Consider the following 19,393-nt stretch of genomic DNA (forward strand, 5'->3'; position numbering starts at 1 on the left):
TGGCATCACATGTGCTTTACTTCGTCCGGCAATTCATAAAACGTAGGATGCCTATACACCTTATCCTTTGCAGGTTCGTACATCGGATCTGAGTCATCAGGATCTGAAGCCACAATGTGCTTCGATTCTACCACCCAAATACTAACACCTTCATTTCTTCGGGTATACACGTCTCTGGCATTCTGAACGGCCATTTCCGCGTCTGCGGCATGCAAGCTTCCAACGTGCTTGTGGTTCAAGCCGGCTTTGCTACGAATGAAAATTTCCCATAAGGGCCAGTTACTACTCATGCTGCTGTCGATTTCTTATAATGTTTCTTTTCTGCGTGTGCCTTTGCGGCCTCACGAACCCACTCGCCCTCTTCCCAGGCATTTCTTCGGGCATCAATTCTTTGTTTATTGCAAGGGCCATTACCCTTAATCACCTGGAAAAACTCCTCCCAGTTGATGGCTCCAAAATCATAGTGGCCGCGCTCTTCATTCCACTTCAGATCTTTATCAGGAATAGAAATACCTAGCAGGTCCGCTTGTGGCTTGGTAACATCCACGAACTTCTGACGAAGCTCATCATTGGTGAAACGCTTGATTCCCCATCGCATGGACTGCTCCGTGTGGGTAGACTCACTATCTGTCGGACCAAACATCATCAAGGCAGGCCACCACCATCGATTCAACGCATCCTGTGCCATTTTCTTCTGTGCTTCAGAGCCTTTGCATAGGGTCAACATGATCTCGAATCCCTGTCGCTGGTGAAAGGACTCCTCCTTGCATACCCTGATCATGGCTCTCGCGTATGGACCATAAGATGCTCGGCACAAAGGCACCTGGTTCATGATCGCAGCACCATCAACCAACCAACCGATTGCTCCCATATCCGCCCAGGTCAAGGTGGGATAATTGAAAATACTTGAATATTTGGCTTTTCCTGAATGCAGATCATTCAACAGATCATCTCGTTCCACACCCAAAGTTTCACAGGCGCTGTAGAGATAGAGACCATGACCCGCTTCGTCTTGTACTTTGGCCAGAGCTGCAGCTTTTCGTCGCAAGGATGGTGCTCTTGTGATCCAATTGGCTTCTGGTAGCATACCAACAATCTCAGAATGTGCATGCTGAGAGATCTGTCGGATCAAGGTCTTTCGGTAATTGTCAGGCATCCAGTCTTTCGGTTCGATCCGAACATCCTGATCAATCTTGTCATTAAAATGCTTTTCTAATTCCTCTCTACTCATGATCTATACATCAAATGTCAATTTCACTTTATCAGTCACTGGTACGCTTTGACAGCTCAATACCAGGCCTCTTTCTAATTCATCAGGCTCCAGCGCGTAGTTGACTTTCATGTCCACTTCTCCGGACTCCACCTTACAAACACAAGTACTGCATACGCCCCCTTTACAAGCAAACGGAAGGTCCAATCCGTTTTGATAAGCCACATCAAGAATGGATTCATTGGAATCATAAGCAATCTCATGGCTATGTCCATCCAACACAATCGTAAGGTCGCTTTTGGCCTTTTTTGCAGGTGCCGCGGACTTGGTTTCATTACCCAATTTACCCAAAGGCGAGGTAAATAACTCAAGATGTATCTTGTTTGAAGGAACACCAAATGCTTGTAAGGTATCCCGTATGTTCAACATCATGGGTTCCGGGCCACACGTAAAGAAGTCGTCTACCTGATCGGGCTGAAAGAACAACTTAGCGAAAGCAGTTAGCTTCTCCGCATCAATTCTTCCGTGATACAGTTCCGGATCGATACGTTCTTCACTCAACACGTGATAGAGACTGAACCTACCCATGTATTTATTTTTTAGTGCTTCCAGGCGCTCGTGAAAAATAATAGAACTGGTTCTACGGTTAGCGTAGAATAGTTGAAACTTGCTGTTAGGCTCCGTTCGAAGGGTCGTTTCAATGATCGAAATGATCGGCGTGATTCCACTTCCGCCAGCAAAGGCTACGTAATCTTTCTGTTGCTTAGCATCAAGGGGCGTATTGAATTTTCCTGCTGGCGGTAAAATCTCTAGTTCATCCCCTACTTTCAAATGATCGTTAGCGAAGTTGGAAAACTTACCTCCTTCTACGCGCTTGATCGCCACCGTCAATTCATCATCTAACGGGCAAGAACAGATGGAATAAGACCGCCTAACATCCTCGCCTTCAATTTCCTTCCTTAAGGTCAAATGTTGACCCTGAAGAAAACGAAACTCCTCTTTTAATGCCTGTGGAACTTCAAAAGACACAGCGACTGCTTCCTCTGTTGGGCGCTCCAAATTGGACACACGAAGCGAATGAAATTTCATATACTAACGAATTGTAGTTCAAAACTAATGATCATTAGTTAAATGGTCAAAAAATAAACCAGTCAAAGGGATGAATGGTTATCAAATTGAGGTTAGGAAATTGATTATTTCATCTTCTAACAACCCACCTCAGGTTCACCTGGGCACACGGATTATTAGATTTCTGTAATCATTACCCGGTGAAATCTCTTCACAGGGAATAGCTCCACAATCCAATCCATCTTCAGGCCCTATTACGTCAAAAAAAACGGTATCGCTAACTTCAATGTTGAAACTCACAATGTCTTCATTCGCATCGAATATAATCTCAAAGGCTCCATTCTTCGCTTCTAAAGGAAGCTCCCTAAAGTCAGCTAATTTCCCACTTGCACCATCACTTCCGGCAGTAAACTCAATGTAACCATTCAAGAATGGTTCATTATCATCCGCGAAGACTACCTGCCCTTGAAACATGGTTGGTTCAGCCTCTTCTTTACAAGCAATAACTGCAGTAAGTAAAAGAAGAGACCACCCTAATATTCTTATTATTTTTCCTCGATTGATCACGAGAAAAGCAACCATCCAAAACTTAGGATAGTTCTGCCATGAGGAAATCTTGCCAGGAATTGTCTGGTATACTACCAGAACAGATACAAGACAATCAGAATACAGGCAATGAGAACAGTCAGCTGGTAGCGATAATCTTTGAACCAGGGAAGTCCTTCGGTCTCTTCTGCAATCAATTCCTTTTTGAATGTAAGCGCGATGGCTTCTTCTGATGGAGGTGCTGTTGCATTACTGATTAGGATAAAGATGACTGCAGATAGGGCCACCATGATCCCAATGTTGTAAACGAAATGCAGGTTCCACAATTCCATTTGCGCCAAAGCAAATAGAATTACTCCACCTAGCGTACCTAAGATCAGCGTCCAGAAAGCACCTGGTCCGTTTCCTCTTTTGAAGAAAACACCTACCAGGAAAATCACAGCAATTGGTGGAACAATGATACTGAACATCTGCTGGAGGTACGCCCAGATTCCGCCGAAGTTGCCAATAAATGGGGCCCATAAGGCTGCTACAACCATGAGGATGACCGTCGTGATCCGCCCATAATTGACCGTTTCTTTATCAGATAGATCAGGCTTCTTGGCTTTAACAAAATCTACCACGACCAGTGTGGAGGCCGAATTCAGCGTGGAATCCACGCTACTTAAGATCGCAGATATCAAACCAGCCAGCACGATACCCACCATTCCCACCGGGAGAATATTGATTACCGCTGTAGGAAAAACCTGATCTGCATTGGCCAGATCCGGAAATAGACTGATGGCCATGGCTCCAGGGATCACCATGATAAATAGTGGGATCAGCTTCAAAAAGCCAGCAAGGATCACTCCCCAACGCGCATTGTTGAGGTCTTTAGATCCAAGTACTCTTTGCACAATGTATTGATTGGTAGTCCAGTACCAGAATCCTAGCATGGGAACCGCCATGATCAGCCCCGGCCAGGGCAGTGTTTCATGATCAGCGGGCTGAACCATAGACAAATGACCATCAGGCACACTTGCCAGAACAGTAGCCCAGGAAAAATCTAATTTTTCAAACATCATGAAGGTCAATACCGCACATCCAAGAATCAGAATGATCGCCTGAATGGCGTCCGTGTAAACAACCGCCTTCAATCCTCCAACAGCTGTATAAAGACCTGCCACCAAAGCCAGTACCAGGGTCGTATGCCACAAGACCAGATCGGGGAAGAAGATCTTCAACACCAACGCACCTGCATACAACCCACCGGCCGTATCAACGAGGATACTGATGAATATCGTGATGAATGAAAAGAAATTTCTAGACCTCTTATCGAAACGTAATTCGAGAAATTCCGGAATGGTTGTGATTCTGGACTTTAAGTAAAGGGGGATAAAAATGAGCGCCGCAATAGCTAGCGGAATACCCGTCATCCACTCATAGACCGACCCTACTACACCTGTATCATAAGCCGCACCTGACAATCCGATGATCGTTGTGGTGGAAATATTTGACGCAAAAAGCGACAAACCAACAAGTCCCCATCCAAAGGATCGACCTCCTAGAAACAGGTCTTCACCACTTTGTGTGCCTCTGGCTACCCATAATCCGATCGCTACTACAACGACAAAATAAACTCCAACGACTATTAGATCGATCGTACTGATTCCAGCTCCCATATACTCATTTTTTAGGTTTGGTTTCGTGCAATTCTTTTGTAATAAGGGGAGAGAATCACACTAACTTTCTTCATTGACTTTGGAATATAATAAACTTGTTCTTTCCTAACACAAGGTTATGGCGCGTGCCAAAAATGAAAACGATTGGATAGTAAAAGCCTTCAAAATTCTTTCCGAATCCACCAGCAATTGAGGCAAAATCAACATCAATCCTGGTCTGGGTCGGCTTTGAAAATGATCATGCCTCCTGCAGGCACAATCCAACTGTTCCCACCTTCCTTGATTTCTGTCATTCCTGAAGACAAATACTTACCTGTACAATCTAGAATTGCATATTGAAAGTAGCCGTGATCCCGATCCGCGTTCAGCATCACCTGGTTGGTCATCTTAGCGTTCAACAAATCCAGTTCCTGAAAGTCCTGATCAATGGATACAACGAAATCTTCATACAGGCCAATAATTGAGACCTGATCCAAATGGCATTGCATCACCGGGTAATTGGACAGTGGTCGAATGGCTTGAAATTGGCCATTGCAAAATACCTCTGATCTACGATTCCAATAGCGGGTGTAGAAACCGATCATCTCCAAATGGTCTTTGGGTGTTTCTGACAACAATACGGAAAGCTGGGGAACCCCAAATAAAGTCCCTAGCATGTGTAAGCTGGCATCTTGTACGCTGGTATTGAAATTCCAGGTGATCATGTCCGAATGCACTGCAGTATTTCCTGCCAATTGCCTGATGTCCGCAATTCGTACCCGGTTCATGGTGGCATCTCCGGGACAATCAAAAGCCCTCAGCATGTTTCCAAATTTTCGAATGGCCGGACCAATGTATCGTTGACGAAACTCAATGAAAATATCAGGTCGAACAGTTGTAACCGCTTCACGGACTTCCGTCAATAATGTATGTACCGCATCGTTAATTGATTCATGGTCTCGATTTGGATCATCTCCAAAGGTCGTCTCGGGATATGCCTGGAAATCATCAATGAAATCCAACTTCAATCCATCTAAACCCCAGGCTTCAACAGCATGTCGGTAGATATTCACCAAATGTTCCCTGACTTTAGGATACCGCGGGTCAAAAACCGGTGCCCAACGATGGTTTTCGGTCAGGAATTTTCCTTTGAACTTTTGATAGGCTTTGGACTTGACCCCACAAAAAGGAACAGAAAACCAAAGACCGACCTTCACTCCTACATTTTGAATATTCCTAACCAGACCGGCCATGTCCGGTATTCTGTCTGGTTCCCAATCTCCGGTATAGTCATATCCACGGTTACTGTCTTTGGTTTGCCAGCCATCGTCAATGATGATTGCCTCATATCCCAGTTCTTTGGCCAGCTTGCACTCTGCAACCAGTGTAAGCGGATCTAAATTCTGATGAAATTGGTACCAGGTGGAATACAGAGGTTTTCTGGCAATCTCCGGAACTGGCATAGGTTCCATATCAAAACCTTCCCACCACTGGGAAACTTCTCCCAAAATATTGGTCAAGTGTTCCTGTCTTTGATCAATCCGTATCTGTACTTCAAAGTTGGTGATGGGATACTTGCATTCCGAAAAGAAGGTCATGTGACAATAGTAAAAGTCATCCTCCTCGCGGTACTTGGCTCCCAGGGTTATCAGGTTAATGGCGTTGGAACAAGCAAAGGTTAAAACGTTATTGTCCTGAGGATCGAAAAGTGCCAAAACGGGTGAATCAATAGAAATTCGGGAACGCTGATCTTCCAATTCCCAATCTGCCTGTATTCGCTTATTGAAGTCAGTTGTATTTCTCCAAACTCCTTTGATTCCAAAGGCCGGAAACTTCCATCGGACCGTCACCGGACTTGGTACGGATGCCTCTTCTGATTGATAGGAAAACAAATAGTGGGTTAAACCAAATTCTTCCTTCAGATTGACTAACGAAACCGGAGCGTCTGTGCTATTGTCCAACTCCAATTCGATGGGTGTGCCTGTTACCACCTCGTTCATTGATCTCGTAATATATTAAATGTCACTAAGTCTTTATCATTAACCCCTACCATGAGCTTATCCCCTGTCAGGATCATTTCACTTGCCTGCCCCGCGAGGACAAAGCCACTTTCGGCTGGATCCAGCCATTCTAAATTTCCTTTCCCATCTCCAAGCAAGCAAACGCCTAGAGAAGCGTCATATCTTCCAAAATGCGTTTCAGCGGCATAATCATTGCCCACGGCGAGCATATCCAGGTTCCCATCAACATTGACGTCTTGTAGTAAAATGTCATTGATTGGAGCAATTTGAGACATGGTTGGTAAAGCTCTCGTGACAAATTGGTTTTGTTCGTTAATCAACACCAAATGAGCGGATGTTGTGATCGAAAGTGTTTTCTCTTCCAATCGATCAAGATTTAGCAATTGCTGAAAATCTGTTTGAGCAAAAGATTCATAATTTGGGTATTCCGACTTCAAACTTACCAATTGCTTGAGAATATCGTCGCGGGTATGCATCGGCATCAATTGCTGTTCCGTGCCAACATCATAGAAGGCCGCCTGCACCGGATCAGGGCTGCCATTCGCATCAAAATCTCCATGATAAACATATACCGGATGCTCTTGCGATGGATTTATGAAGTTATTCAGCCCCTGATTGCCGAGTACTAAATCCTTGTCACCATCCCCATCCAGATCACCTGCCTCGATGGCATTCCACCAACCTGACGTATTTTGTTGAATTCCCGATTCATCCACAACAGGTAATTCCCAGGGCTTTAGCCCTCCTTGCTGATTTTGATAAAAGCGGACTTCCATCCAATGACCTACAACAATTAAATCGTCCCAGCCATCACCATCCAGATCAGACCAAATGGCATCACGAACCATCCCTAGATGATTGAACGATTCGGCTGCTATCGGAGTAAGTACTCCCTCATCGTTCCTCAACAATCGGCTTTGTGGTACTTCAGGAAACCGCCCGGGGACAATTCCAGCACCAATGAAAAGGTCCTCGTCACCATCCTGATCAAAATCATTGCTAACTAAACAGGAAGTACTACTCCGAAATAAATCAATGCCATTCAACCTGTCAAACCCTCCATTTTCATTGACATAAATGCGATCCTGATATAATGACGATCCTACCTTTTGTTCACTACCTCCACTGCCCACATACAGATCCAGGTCTCCATCACCTTCCAGATCAAAAAACGACGCATCTGCATCCTCAAATTCAGGTTCCAGAGATTGTATCAACTTCCAGCTTCCTGATTGATCTCTCCAAATAGAACCTGCTGTTCCGTGGCTTCCTCCAATAAACAGCAAGTCACCTTTTGATGCCATACAGGGTCCATTTTGCGACATCTGGGTCGTCAATAAGCGTTGATCAGCAAAATCACTGGATAAGTTTTCTCGATGTGTGAAATCCAATCCTTTTCCACTGCGAACCATTAATGTGGGCTCCACGCCTTCTGATCGATTTGGTAAATCCGTGCCTGGTGGCTCTTGAATGTTCAACTTTCGATTGGCCTGAACATCCTTGAGCATGGTTCTTCCTCCTTGGGGCCAAACCACTTCAATCGAGTCAATTTCATTGGAATTTAAACTAAAATAGACGCCACTTTCCATGGTTGACAAGTAGCCACGTACCAATGAGTGATAACCTCTCTGGGCCTTATCTCCTTCCCAAATCGTGACGCGAGCACCAATGGCTTTGGTATTTTTATCTAACCCTTTGAAATCAAGTTTGATCCAATGTTTATCTCCTGCATCGTTGCTTGTATTTTCCAGAACATGGGCCTTTTCATTGATGTTGTTGATGACCATATCCAGATCGCCATCTAAATCCAGGTCAGCAAATGCCGCTCCGTTAGATAAGGTTGGAGCGTTGTTCATCCATTGATTAGAAAGGTCTTCGAATGATAGATCCGTCTGATTTTCAAAGAAGAAATTGGGTAAAGGAACTGCCGGTAGCTCACCGATCAATTGCTTGATATTGGCATCCTGTGCTTCAGCTGAACCAAACATATTCGACTGTTGTGCATAGTTCACAAAATCAAGATCTGTGATGTCTTTGCCATAGCCATTGGTAATGAAAATGTCTTTGTCCCCATCCATATCCGCATCAAACATCAAAGGCGCCCAGCTCCAATCGGTTTTTGCGATGCCAGACAAAAAAGCTACTTCACTGAATGGATTCAAGGATCCATTGTTAGAGCCATTATGAATCTGCAGGGTATTTCTGACATATTGAGGGATATATCCATTGTCAAGCGCCAATAGGTATTTTTCATAGTTCATGGACCCCATTATTTTCTTTTGTCGCTCGTATTCGAACGGCAGCATATCCAATACAAGAATATCTGGGCGAAGGTCATTGTTCACATCAGCAATATCCACGCCCATGGCGTTGTAGGTCTGATGCTTTGTTAATCTTTTTGAAGATTCAATTAATTGAATCGCAGTATGATCCGATCCTTCATTGAGGAAGAGTCGATCATTGGAAATGAAGTCATTCGCTGTATATAAGTCTGGCCAGCCATTGTCATCGAAATCTTCGATGGCCACACCCAAGCCAAAACCCTTTGCTCCTTTTCTATCAAAATTGGGTTCTGGAATAAAAACCGGATGTCCTTTCTCTGCATCCCATTCATTTTTAAGCAAATAATCTCCCAGGTGATCTGGGAAGTAACGATTGGGTACAGGAGAATTCTTATCAAATTTTAGGTTGCCATTTTGAAGCAGATATGCGTCCAGGTCACCATCCCTGTCTGCATCGAAAAATACTGTTTGTTGGGTATAGTAACCATTATTAAGACCAAATTCGCCAGCCTTTTCTAAGAAAGTTGGAATTCCTTCCGAATTGTTGCCTTGATTGATGTACAAGAGATTTTCACATTGACCACTGCAATTAGCGCCTCCGACCCCAAAATAAATATCGTCCCAGCCATCACCATTTACATCGGCGATAGAAACGCCGGTCAACCAGGAGGTTGTGGCTACACCAGAAGGTTGGGTAATGTCCTGAAAACTAAGTTCGCCTTTGTTCAAATAGAGAGCGGTGGATACTTGATTTCCAGAAAAAACTACATCAGGCAACCCATCTTGATTAAAGTCACCAATTCCTACTCCACCTCCATTGTAACAATATTGGAAATCAATGACGTTTACCTCTTCGTTTTCAGTAATGTCATTGGAAAAATGAATACCCGTATTTGACGCGGTTCGTAATTGAAAAAGGTGATCCTCACCGGGCATCGAGCTACACCCGACGAATAGGATCACCACTATAATTAATATGTGAAAATTATGTGTCAAATGGTCAAGCTATGAAAACAAGAGGCGGGCAGGTGCCCGACCCCTATCACTTATTAGATGTGTATTTACGAAGAAGTTCAATATCAATAGCCAGAATTTTGGCTCAAATTAGGATTGGCATCCAGCTCCGAGTTGGGAATCCAAACCAATTCATGCTTCCCAGATTGGAATACGCCCCCACTGATGGATTTTGGGTGATCGCCATGCAAGGAAGTCCCGCCCATATAATCATCCGCAAGATCCCATCGTACCAAATCAAAGAAACGATGACCTTCACCCGCCAACTCCATGGCTCTTTCATCGATGATCGCCTGACGCATGCCTGCCTGATCGGAAATCACACCTGTAATTGGCGTAATGCCCGCACGATCCCTCACCATGTCCACATACATCGCTGCATCGCCTGTGTTTCCGCTTTCGTTCAAAGCTTCCGCCAACATGAGCAGCACATCTGAGTATCGGATGATTCTCCAGTTGTTACCCACATTAGTTCCCAGGAAATCTACCTCAGCACGTACCCCCAAATCAAGGCCTGCATACTTGCGAGAAAAGATCGGTTCCACTCCGGCATCATTCGCTACCTGAATGTCTCCGGCGAAATCCGTCATGTAATCTGTCCCACCGTAACCAGTAGAACCAGGATAGTTGTAAGCCAGGGTCTCATTTCTGCGAGTTTCATCGCCATTTGCTTCGAAGAGATCTCTCAACCAGGGATTTACCACGTGGCTGTTATCTGGAGATTTCGTTGGAGGTGCATAATCGATATGGTAGTTCCCCATGTTTCCCGTACCGGAAATGTCTACGCCCCAGACAAAAGTTTGCTGTCCCAGGTACTGCAATTCAAATACAGACTCCTGATTATTTTCATTGGTTGTAGAGAAGTTATCGCCGTACTGAGCACCAGGAAGTAAGCTGTACTGTCCACCACTTACAACTTCCATCAATGCAGTAGCCGCTTGTGTCCATTGTCCTCGATAGAGGTAAGACTTCCCTTTCAAAGCTGTTGCCGCTCCAGAAGTAGGCCTGCCCAGGTTATCACCTGACCAGCTCTCTGGAAGCATGTCCTCCGCCATTTCCAAATCTGCAATGATCTGATCCCAGACCGCCAATGGATCCGCCTGATTTACCAATAGGTTGTCCAAATCCTGAGGCGCCGTGATCAAAGGCACGTTACCAAACAAGTTGACCAAATACCAGTAATCAAACGCACGTAAGAAATAAGCCTGACCTACCAGACTATTCCTGGTTGTGGCATCAGGAATACCTTCCTCGTTCACACTGGCAATGATGTTGTTACATCTGGCAATGGACTTGTACAATTCCTGCCAGGGCTCAGTCGCCCACCGATCTCCGGGATTACCCAGAAATGTGGACATGGCCGTATTTGAACCAAATGGGAAAATGTTGAATTCATCCGAACGCAACAGTGCACCCGTGTGAATGATCCGGCCCCAGAAGAAGGTATTGGTGACCGGGTGAAATGCTCCATTGATGGCCGCTTCTACTTGCTCAGCAGAAGTACCAAAGTTGGACGTTGAAGTCGCATTGTTGTTGGATACATCCAGCTGATCCGAACAACCCAGGAGAATGACGATGAATACCGGCAACACCCTCCATAATTTATTGATCTTCATATTGATGATATTTTTAATTGAGTTGATTATCAAAATGTTGCCTGAATTCCGAACATGAACGTTCTGGCGTTAGGATACGCTCTCGCGTCAAGTCCGCGACCCAAAAGCGGATTCACGGCAGGTCTCAAGCCAGGCACACCCGAGTTTCTGTTGGCTCGACCACCATTGGTAGAAGCGACATCAGGATCATATCCGCTGTAACCAGTGATCACAAAGACATTCTGAATGTTCAAGGACAATCTCAGATCCTGAATCCAATCGATTCCAGATAAACCATCTTTGAAGGTATAAGCAATGTCCAGGTTCTTCAATCGGAAGTATGATCCATCTTCCACGAAAAACGAAGAAGGCGCTTTGTTTCCTGCAGGGTCGGCGATAGATGCTCTTGGAATACTCGTATCCGTATTACTTGGCGTCCACGCATCAAGTACATCTGTCAGCTTACCGCCATCTTGCCACAAGATGCTATAGTAGCGTGCCAGGTTGTAGATTTCGCTACCCTGAACACCGTTGAAGTTCAAACCAAAATCCCAGTTTTTATATTTCGCACCGAAGTTGATACCATACGTGAAATCAGGATTAGGATCTCCAATGATGGTTTGATCCGCATCGGTAATTTCACCGTCACCGTTGACATCTACTCTTACAAAATCACCCGTTGCAGGGTTCACCTTGTCCTCCACGATATAGCCATAGTAGAATCCAATTGGCTGATCTGTGGCTGTTCTATTTACAATTCGAAGGTCTTCATCGATACCAGGACCTAAAATGGTGTTAGGAATTTCACCAGCCTTACTTACCAGATTGAAAGCGATGTTTCCGTTGATGGTATACTGGAAATCACCTTCTTGCTTACGGTAGCTTGCGTCTATTTCAAGTCCTTTGTTCTCTAAAGAACCTGCATTTCTAGTTACAGGTAAGCTTACTCCACTAGTCGATGGTACGTTGATGTCTACCAATACATCCTGTATATCTTTTGAGAAGTAATCAATGGTCAACTGCACTCTGTTGTCCAGAAACGCCATGTCTACTCCGATATCTACCGTTTGAGTAGTCTCCCAGATCAGGCTAGGATCAGCCAAAGTCGTTTGTGCCAATCCTGTTGCGCTAGACCCACCAAAAGAAGTGTTGGACTGATTCGCTAAGAATACTGCCTCCGTAGGATAGAATGTCTCAGGATAAGAACCCAACTCTCCGTAAGATGCTCGGACCTTGAAATAATTGATGCTTGAAAAACTCCAGAAAGCTTCATCACTGATGTTCCAGCCTGCAGAGAACGATGGGAAGACCCCTGTTTGATTATCATCTGCAAAACGAGAAGAAGCATCTCGTCGTACGGTAGCGGAAAACAAGTATTTACCTCCGTAGCTGTAGTTGAATCGACCGAAGTAAGATTCCAAAGCGGCTTCATTGTTCTGGCCGATCAAAATCAATTGATCACTAGGTGTTAACGAAGAAACTGATCGAATGCGGTTAGAAGGTGTCCCCTGTCCGAAAATTCCGTGATTGCGCTGGTTCTCTCTAAAGAACGTATAACCTGCCAATGCACCGATTTTGTGCTCGCCAAATTCTTCCTCTACATTGATAGTCGCTTCAAACAAGGTATTCAACTCATTTTGCGAGAATTCCGTTAGGTCACTTTGTTGATTCACATTCAACACCGCATCCACATTACTCATGAAGTAAGTTGGGGTGAATGAAGAAACCGAGGTGTTCACATAATCGATACCAAAGTTGATAGAAGCGGTCAACCAATCGGTTGCAGCATAATCAATTTTTGAAGTACCGAAGATCGTTCGGTTAATGGTCTCATTGTCCTCAAGAGACGCCAATCCTAAATGGTTGATACCACCCGGACCGTGAATCGGATCATTCGGCGCTTCAAAACCTCCATCGTTGGCACTGTTTCTTCTGGCCAAGGTTGGTGCTGCTGTACCATCCCAGCCAAACCAGTTATTTTCCTGAAGGGTACCCTCAGCAATACCGATCGACTCTGTAATGGTGAACTTACCTAGCTCAGAACGCGTGTTCGCTCTGAAGTTGATCCGCTCAAATCCAGAACCAACAAGAATACCATCCTGATAGAAGTGATTAGCTGAGATATAATAAGTTGTGTTCTCTCCTCCTCCTGAAATAGAAAGACCCAGGTCACTGACCATGCCTGTCTGGAAGTTTTCTTCCTGCCAATCCGTATTGACCCCATTCCAGGTCAGTCGAGTGGACTCACCATCATTTTCGAATCGTTGATTCAAATAGTCCGTGAATTGCTGACCATTGATGTAATCCAATTTTTTACTCGGCGTATCGACACCTATTCGGGATGTCAAGGTAATGCGAGGCTTATTCGATGCTTTTCCGTGGTTGGTACTGATCAAGATCACACCGTTGGCCGCTCGTGCTCCATAAATGGCAGATGCAGCCGCATCCTTAAGCACCGAAATATTTTCAATGTCATTCGGATTGACCCAATTCATGTTATCGACAAACAATCCATCTACTACATAAAGCGGACTGGCGTTACTCAATGAGTTTACTCCTCGAATAAATACGTTCGCCGTACCGCCAGGCTGTCCACCAAAACTTTCAACCTGCACACCCACAAGTCTACCTTGTAGTGAAGTCGTCGGATTACTGGCTAGTACGTTCACAATGTCATCCTTCTTGATGGTCGCAACCGAACCAGTGAATTCAGGTCGTTTCGTCGTTCCGTATCCAACCACTACAATTTCCTGCAATGCCTGAATGTCTTCCAGCAGTTGGACATCAATGATTGATCGAGCACCCACAGATACTTCCTGTGACATGTAGCCCACATAACTAAAGATGAGCGTCGCACCTTCACTGACTTCCAATGCATATCGTCCATCCAAATCGGTAGTAACACCGTTTGTCGTTCCTTTTTCCACAATGGTCACACCGACAAGTTCTTCTGAAGCATCCGTAACTGTTCCGGACACCCTCACCTGTGCTAATGCTCCACTCGTAAATACCATGGCCACCCAGAAAAGGAGGTGCCTCGTTAGGTAGTATTTCTTCATAAGAGAGAGGTTTTAAAGTTCATACTATACTATGATAGTCTATGCTACTATGCTAAAGTAGAAAAAGAATAACGTTTGCACCAAATCATTTTTATGATTTTTTCAATCGACGGGTGAAATATTGGAAAATATCAAAGAGAATTTCTTGTGACCAACCTTGTAGGGATGGTTACGGCTTTTGGGTTACCCATGTCTGCTATACGCTTAGCGGTTTCCTTTGCCATGTCTGTAAAGCTTGTGGAAATGGTTGTGATCCCATCAAAGATCAGGTCCTTCATGATATGGTCATTGAAGGATAACAGGCCAATGTCTCTACCAATATCCAGCGACTCATTACGGCAATCCAGTAAGATGTTCCACATGTCTGCATCACTGATAAAAACATAAAGTGAACCTTTTTGCACAGCACCCGCCTCATATTGATTTTGAACCTCTGCATTAAGGTTGTGCTCCCCTACCAGCTGATTGAAAGCTTCTAGCACTCCTTCGGGATAATCCCGATCTGATCGATAAAACAGGACCACTTTTTCAAAAGCCTGAATTCTTGGTAACAATTCGATCATGAGCGCTTTGGTAGCATGCTGGAATTCCTGAGTAACGTAGTTGTACTCCTTACCAATGGGAAGATTCCTATCCACAATCACCAGTTTTTCAGGTGGTATCCTTTTCAGTTGTTCAGCAACCGTTGGGTCTTCTATCGGAGCAATCACGTAGATACCGTATTTACCATAGATATTATTCAGGATACTTTCAAAAACCTGCAGGTTACTATGATGAAAGAACACATCAATCTGCACACTCTCACCTAATTCCGCTCTTAGCGTGTTGTAAAATGCTTCCTGGAATCGCTCGAAAGCATACATCAACAAAGCAACTTTCTTGCGCTGATGAGTTTCCTTACTAATGATAAAGTAACCTTTATTCTTTTTCGACTCGACCAAGCCCCGGTCTTTCAATTCCTCGTAGGCATTGACGATGGTCTTACGCGCATACCCTACTTCTTCTACCATCACATTGATGGATGGCAATTGATCCCCTACTTTCAAAAATTCCTGATCAATCGCTTCAATGACCCCATTGATGATCTGTTCATGCTTGGAAAGAGTGTGTATGCTTCGTAATCGATGGATGTAAGACGCTAAAGTCATGTATTGGCAGTCAAAATTGCGATCGGTTCATTCGCACTACAAAATTGACGCAGTTTACGTAAAAATCCATGGTTATGAAAATATGGTTGTTTTAGAACAGCATTTTGAAACATGAACCAATGAATAACGGGGCATTCAGAGTTTGGCCAACTCTTCTGCCAGCATTTGTTGGTAGTCCTTCTTCTCTATTCTTGTTGGTGGTGCCACTCGACTATCACAATCAAAAACCGAACATCGTTCACATGTAGTATTTACTGTTTTAGTCTTGATAGCTGGGTCTTTGATAAAGTTAAAAGTCCCTTTGAGCTTTTCCGACATCAGTAAACCCAGGGTAATACTGCTCGGAGCAGCTTGATTGAAGCCTTCCGGCTGAGCAACGGAAATACAGAAGTAAGAGCGGTCTGTTTGCCAGTAATTCGAAATCTGAGCATCGGTTAGGTATTCTGATTTTCTGCTTCGGATGTTTTTTACAGTACTGATAGAAACCCACCGATGACACAAGTGCTCATGCACTTCATTGTGATAAGGTGACTGCAACTGTGATAGATGTAACTCCTTGGTGATGTCAAAATTCACCATGTCCTTTGTACCTGCTAGTTTAATGAAAAACAGATCTTTGATCTCAAAATGATGAGGTAACAAATTCGTCAGGCGTTGAAATAGTGTTTCAGGAGTAACCTGGTATTTATCCAGCAAATCTGAGATCAACTCCGAGGACCAATCAGAGGCACGGGCCAATTGGTGAATGTCCTTGACCATCTCCTCTTCTTCCATAAGCAAAGCCGCCGCAAAATAGGATGATCGAAAATTATTGAAGAGCTTTTCAAATGAAACCTCGCGATCCAATTCTGTTTCTAAAGGCCGATCTTCAATACCCAGGAATTGAAACCCTAACTCCTTTGCCAACAAGAACCGTCTTTGACTTTCACTTAAACCATCATTTAAATAGAGGACTTTCTTCTCTGGTTGATAATAAGAACGAAAACGATTGAGCTTTTCATGCTGACCAAGCGCCCTCATATCGATGGTGATACCATACGACTTAAGCAAACCTTCCAGCCTTCCAGGTGAACAAGCAATTGGAATGGGTGATGATTGCTGCTCTCGAAAGGCTTTGACAGCCACTTCTACTGTAGAGAAATAATTGTCGTGTATATCCTGGAATGAGCGGAGCGCAATGCGATAAAACTGTTCCTTTTCTATCTGATAGCTTCGGGTCATTTTTAGGACCGTACTGATGATCGCACTGAATCGATCCGGTGAATTCGTAAATACATCGATGAGCTTTTCAAGGCTTACCCCAAACTGCTCCAGTGGAAAATGCTTGAAGAAATCAGAATTGAGCAACTCGATGACTGGCTGGAGCTTTTTATCGCTCTTAAGACTCACCAATTCATCATATTCCAGATTAAACACCTGAGCCAGTTTAGCAATCTTAGCAGGCTTAGGATATTTCTTACCTTTCTCTATGTCATTGAGATAAGAAACTGAAAGCCCGGTTTCATCCGATATCTTCTGGTAAGAGGTTTTATTCGATAACCGCAGCATTCGGACTTTGAATCCAAGGATCAGTTTGGCAATGTCATTATCGGTGATCATAAACAAAGAGAGTTTACCAGAGAAAACTTTTCAATTAATTCCGTCTTCGCAAGATGAATTGTCAGTTATTAAGAAACCTTAAATCCTGAACCGAAGCGACCTCTGATGGAAGTCTCCACTCCCTTACGGAAAGATTGCTTCACTATGCCGGGTGGCCGACGGTCCGCCGCTGCGGTGCCATCGCAATGACGCAATATCATCATTTCAAAATCAGTACGAAAATAGTTCAAAAAAAGAATAAAATAATATTAGCGGAATTTCCGCTTTTAGAATAAATTACTATATTTGGAAAAATTTCATTCATGTCAGCGATATTCATCTCCCCTAAAAGCCAGGAGCAATTCCCGGATATTTATACCAAAGAGGCCATAAAAGCTCTAAATGCTCTGGCCCCTTTGAATGTGGAACAAGCAGCCTTGATGCAACTCCGAAATCAACGAAGACAGGCGCGTATCAAGGACAATTCACCATTAGGTTTTTTACCTGGAGATGTAAGAATTCCGGGAATCGGAAAAACAGTAGATGAAATCAGAAACGGAGATTTTGAATGCAGCATCATTCCTCATGACCTCAAATGTCAATGGATACAGGGAACTGGTCCAGCTGCGCGACCCAATGCACCTACCCAGAAAAGTATCAGAAACGTGGCTTATGCCCTACTTTCAGGAGCTGACGGATGGATGTTTGACGGAGAAGATGCTTTAGGACAGATCGATACCATGTCGCTGGACAATCAGCGAAATCTAAAACTGGCCATAAATCGGGATCCCCTATTCATGGAATCGGCTAGTGAAGTGGCCATTGAAATGAATGCATGGTCCGAAAATTTCCTGGGTAAGAAGATCATCAATGATTGGAAGTCTCAACTGGATTATACCACAGTCATATTTCGAGCACGAGGCTTACACCTATCAGATCGCCATATCTGCGACGTTGATGGAAATCCATTTTCAGCCTCCATTGTTGACCTAACACTATATATTGTCAACAATTACCAGACGCACTTCAAAAACGGATCGTCCCTGGTGGTATACCTGCCGAAGATCCAAACTGCAGAAGAAGCAGCTTTTTGGAACAAGCTACTAACAAAACTTGAAGAGCACCTACAACTCGCTGTAGGAACCATAAAAGCTTACGTCCTTATTGAGCAATTGGAAGCTACTTTTCAACTACTGGAGATTCGTGCTGCATTAGGTAACCACTTCGTTGGTTTCAACACCGGAAGATGGGACTACATCAATAGCGTTTCAGATGCCCTGGCCGGAGACTCAAATTTCATCAATCCGAATATTGAAGCCATCGGGATGACTTATGCTTACATGGCTGCCTATGAGGATCGGGTTCGTCGGGCGGTGAATACGCCAGATCGAAATGGCAACTTCAGTTTATGGCAAGGAGGCATGGAACCAAACATTCCGGTAGGATCAGAAACGGGTGTACAAGCGAGCATGAAAAAAGCCATGAATGGTGCGATTCGAGAACGACAATCCGGCGCCTCCGGAAAGTGGGTTGCTCATTGGAAAATGGTGCACATCATTCGACCAGTTTGGGAAGCTTCAGGTGAGATCAATCAACTTGGAAGGCAATTCGGAGAACTAACCCATACCCTCGAAGATGCGAAAGCACTGTCGGAGTTAGCCCCAGCGCCCAGGACCATTCAGGGCGCAAGAAACCTGTTAAGTGTTGCCCTTCAGTACGGAAATGCCTTTTTACGAGGATTCCAGGCCGCGGCCTTAAAACCAGCCGACTTTTTTACGGATGATGATGTACTGTATCTCATGGAAGACATGGCAACAGGCGAAATCCGGGTCAGCGTACTGTGGGAATGGCTCCATAAAGGAGGAAAGCTAACTGTGGGCGATCCAACACTTGGATTCGATGAAGGAGATACATTCACTTTTCAGGTTTATGAACAACTTCTAGCAGAAGAGTACGAGAAATTGTTACAGGCTAAAAACAAAGACGTTCACGAGGACTCAAAAACCACTACCCTACCAATCGCTCGATTGATCGTGGACACTTGCCTAAGAGAAAAGACCAAGGCTCCCTGGTACATTGATTTATTGAACCTGAACCTGAATAACGATGACTTGAAAGAAGCGCAAAAGAGAATCAGCACCTACTTCGATGAACTAAAATCTACTGGGAATCGAATCACGAAGAATCCCGACCTCAATCCTTTAGAAAATCAATTATCCAATTAAATGCAAT

At 44.3% G+C, this 19,393-nt stretch carries 12 protein-coding genes; 1 reads left to right on the forward strand and 11 read right to left on the reverse strand.

The features are described from left to right. Nucleotides 1-5 precede the first annotated feature (5 nt). The 11 genes from paaB to R8G66_18900 all read right to left on the reverse strand — a co-directional run bounded on the left by paaB (nt 6) and on the right by R8G66_18900 (nt 17,182). A complete protein-coding gene (gene paaB / locus R8G66_18850; protein ID MDW3194443.1) occupies nt 6-290 on the reverse strand; it encodes a 1,2-phenylacetyl-CoA epoxidase subunit PaaB in 285 nt (94 codons plus the stop codon). Next, a complete protein-coding gene (gene paaA / locus R8G66_18855; protein MDW3194444.1) occupies nt 287-1,231 on the reverse strand; it encodes a 1,2-phenylacetyl-CoA epoxidase subunit PaaA in 945 nt (314 codons plus the stop codon). The genes paaB and paaA overlap by 4 nt, the downstream gene beginning before the upstream one ends. A 3-nt stretch (nt 1,232-1,234) precedes the next feature. Continuing rightward, nucleotides 1,235-2,299 carry a 1,2-phenylacetyl-CoA epoxidase subunit PaaE gene (paaE, locus tag R8G66_18860; GenBank protein MDW3194445.1) on the reverse strand — a complete coding sequence of 355 codons (1,065 nt, stop codon included), beginning with the start codon at nt 2,297-2,299 and terminating at the stop codon, nt 1,235-1,237. Nucleotides 2,300-2,434: 135 nt separating this feature from the next. Continuing rightward, a complete protein-coding gene (locus tag R8G66_18865) occupies nt 2,435-2,845 on the reverse strand; it encodes a hypothetical protein (protein MDW3194446.1) in 411 nt (136 codons plus the stop codon). A gap of 71 nt (nt 2,846-2,916) precedes the next feature. Continuing rightward, the gene (locus R8G66_18870; GenBank protein MDW3194447.1) at nt 2,917-4,485 is read right to left on the reverse strand and encodes a sodium:solute symporter; all 1,569 of its coding nucleotides are present in this window, start codon (nt 4,483-4,485) and stop codon (nt 2,917-2,919) included. 206 nt (nt 4,486-4,691) lie between these two features. Continuing rightward, complete coding sequence (locus R8G66_18875; GenBank protein ID MDW3194448.1) at nt 4,692-6,464, reverse strand: alpha-galactosidase; 1,773 nt, start codon at nt 6,462-6,464, stop codon at nt 4,692-4,694. Continuing rightward, a complete protein-coding gene (locus tag R8G66_18880) occupies nt 6,461-9,730 on the reverse strand; it encodes a CRTAC1 family protein (GenBank protein MDW3194449.1) in 3,270 nt (1,089 codons plus the stop codon). The genes R8G66_18875 and R8G66_18880 overlap by 4 nt, the downstream gene beginning before the upstream one ends. A gap of 116 nt (nt 9,731-9,846) precedes the next feature. Then, the gene (locus tag R8G66_18885; protein ID MDW3194450.1) at nt 9,847-11,397 is read right to left on the reverse strand and encodes a RagB/SusD family nutrient uptake outer membrane protein; all 1,551 of its coding nucleotides are present in this window, start codon (nt 11,395-11,397) and stop codon (nt 9,847-9,849) included. Nucleotides 11,398-11,426: 29 nt separating this feature from the next. After that, nucleotides 11,427-14,435, reverse strand: coding sequence for a TonB-dependent receptor (locus R8G66_18890; protein ID MDW3194451.1), 3,009 nt, complete (start codon nt 14,433-14,435; stop codon nt 11,427-11,429). Nucleotides 14,436-14,566: 131 nt separating this feature from the next. Further along, nucleotides 14,567-15,583, reverse strand: coding sequence for a GntR family transcriptional regulator (locus R8G66_18895; protein ID MDW3194452.1), 1,017 nt, complete (start codon nt 15,581-15,583; stop codon nt 14,567-14,569). A gap of 135 nt (nt 15,584-15,718) precedes the next feature. Next, the gene (locus R8G66_18900) at nt 15,719-17,182 is read right to left on the reverse strand and encodes a helix-turn-helix domain-containing protein (protein MDW3194453.1); all 1,464 of its coding nucleotides are present in this window, start codon (nt 17,180-17,182) and stop codon (nt 15,719-15,721) included. Nucleotides 17,183-17,484: 302 nt separating this feature from the next. Between R8G66_18900 and R8G66_18905 the strand changes: the two genes are divergently transcribed. Continuing rightward, entirely contained in the window at nt 17,485-19,386 is a 1,902-nt protein-coding gene (locus R8G66_18905) for a malate synthase (protein MDW3194454.1), read from the forward strand. The last annotated feature ends 7 nt before the right edge of the window (nt 19,387-19,393 follow it).

This window comes from Cytophagales bacterium, from assembly GCA_033344775.1.
In the GTDB taxonomy this organism is placed as follows: domain Bacteria; phylum Bacteroidota; class Bacteroidia; order Cytophagales; family Cyclobacteriaceae; genus JAWPMT01.

What these genes read in the sequence shown, in the direction of transcription:
- R8G66_18885 (MDW3194450.1), bottom strand. Translation starts at nt 11,397, where the DNA reads ATGAAGATCAATAAATTATGGAGGGTGTTGCCGGTATTCATCGTCATT.
- R8G66_18870 (MDW3194447.1), bottom strand. Translation starts at nt 4,485, where the DNA reads ATGGGAGCTGGAATCAGTACGATCGATCTAATAGTCGTTGGAGTTTAT.
- R8G66_18905 (MDW3194454.1), top strand. Translation starts at nt 17,485, where the DNA reads ATGTCAGCGATATTCATCTCCCCTAAAAGCCAGGAGCAATTCCCGGAT.
- R8G66_18895 (MDW3194452.1), bottom strand. Translation starts at nt 15,583, where the DNA reads ATGACTTTAGCGTCTTACATCCATCGATTACGAAGCATACACACTCTT.
- R8G66_18875 (MDW3194448.1), bottom strand. Translation starts at nt 6,464, where the DNA reads ATGAACGAGGTGGTAACAGGCACACCCATCGAATTGGAGTTGGACAAT.
- paaB (MDW3194443.1), bottom strand. Translation starts at nt 290, where the DNA reads ATGAGTAGTAACTGGCCCTTATGGGAAATTTTCATTCGTAGCAAAGCC.
- R8G66_18890 (MDW3194451.1), bottom strand. Translation starts at nt 14,435, where the DNA reads ATGAAGAAATACTACCTAACGAGGCACCTCCTTTTCTGGGTGGCCATG.
- R8G66_18900 (MDW3194453.1), bottom strand. Translation starts at nt 17,182, where the DNA reads ATGATCACCGATAATGACATTGCCAAACTGATCCTTGGATTCAAAGTC.
- paaE (MDW3194445.1), bottom strand. Translation starts at nt 2,299, where the DNA reads ATGAAATTTCATTCGCTTCGTGTGTCCAATTTGGAGCGCCCAACAGAG.
- paaA (MDW3194444.1), bottom strand. Translation starts at nt 1,231, where the DNA reads ATGAGTAGAGAGGAATTAGAAAAGCATTTTAATGACAAGATTGATCAG.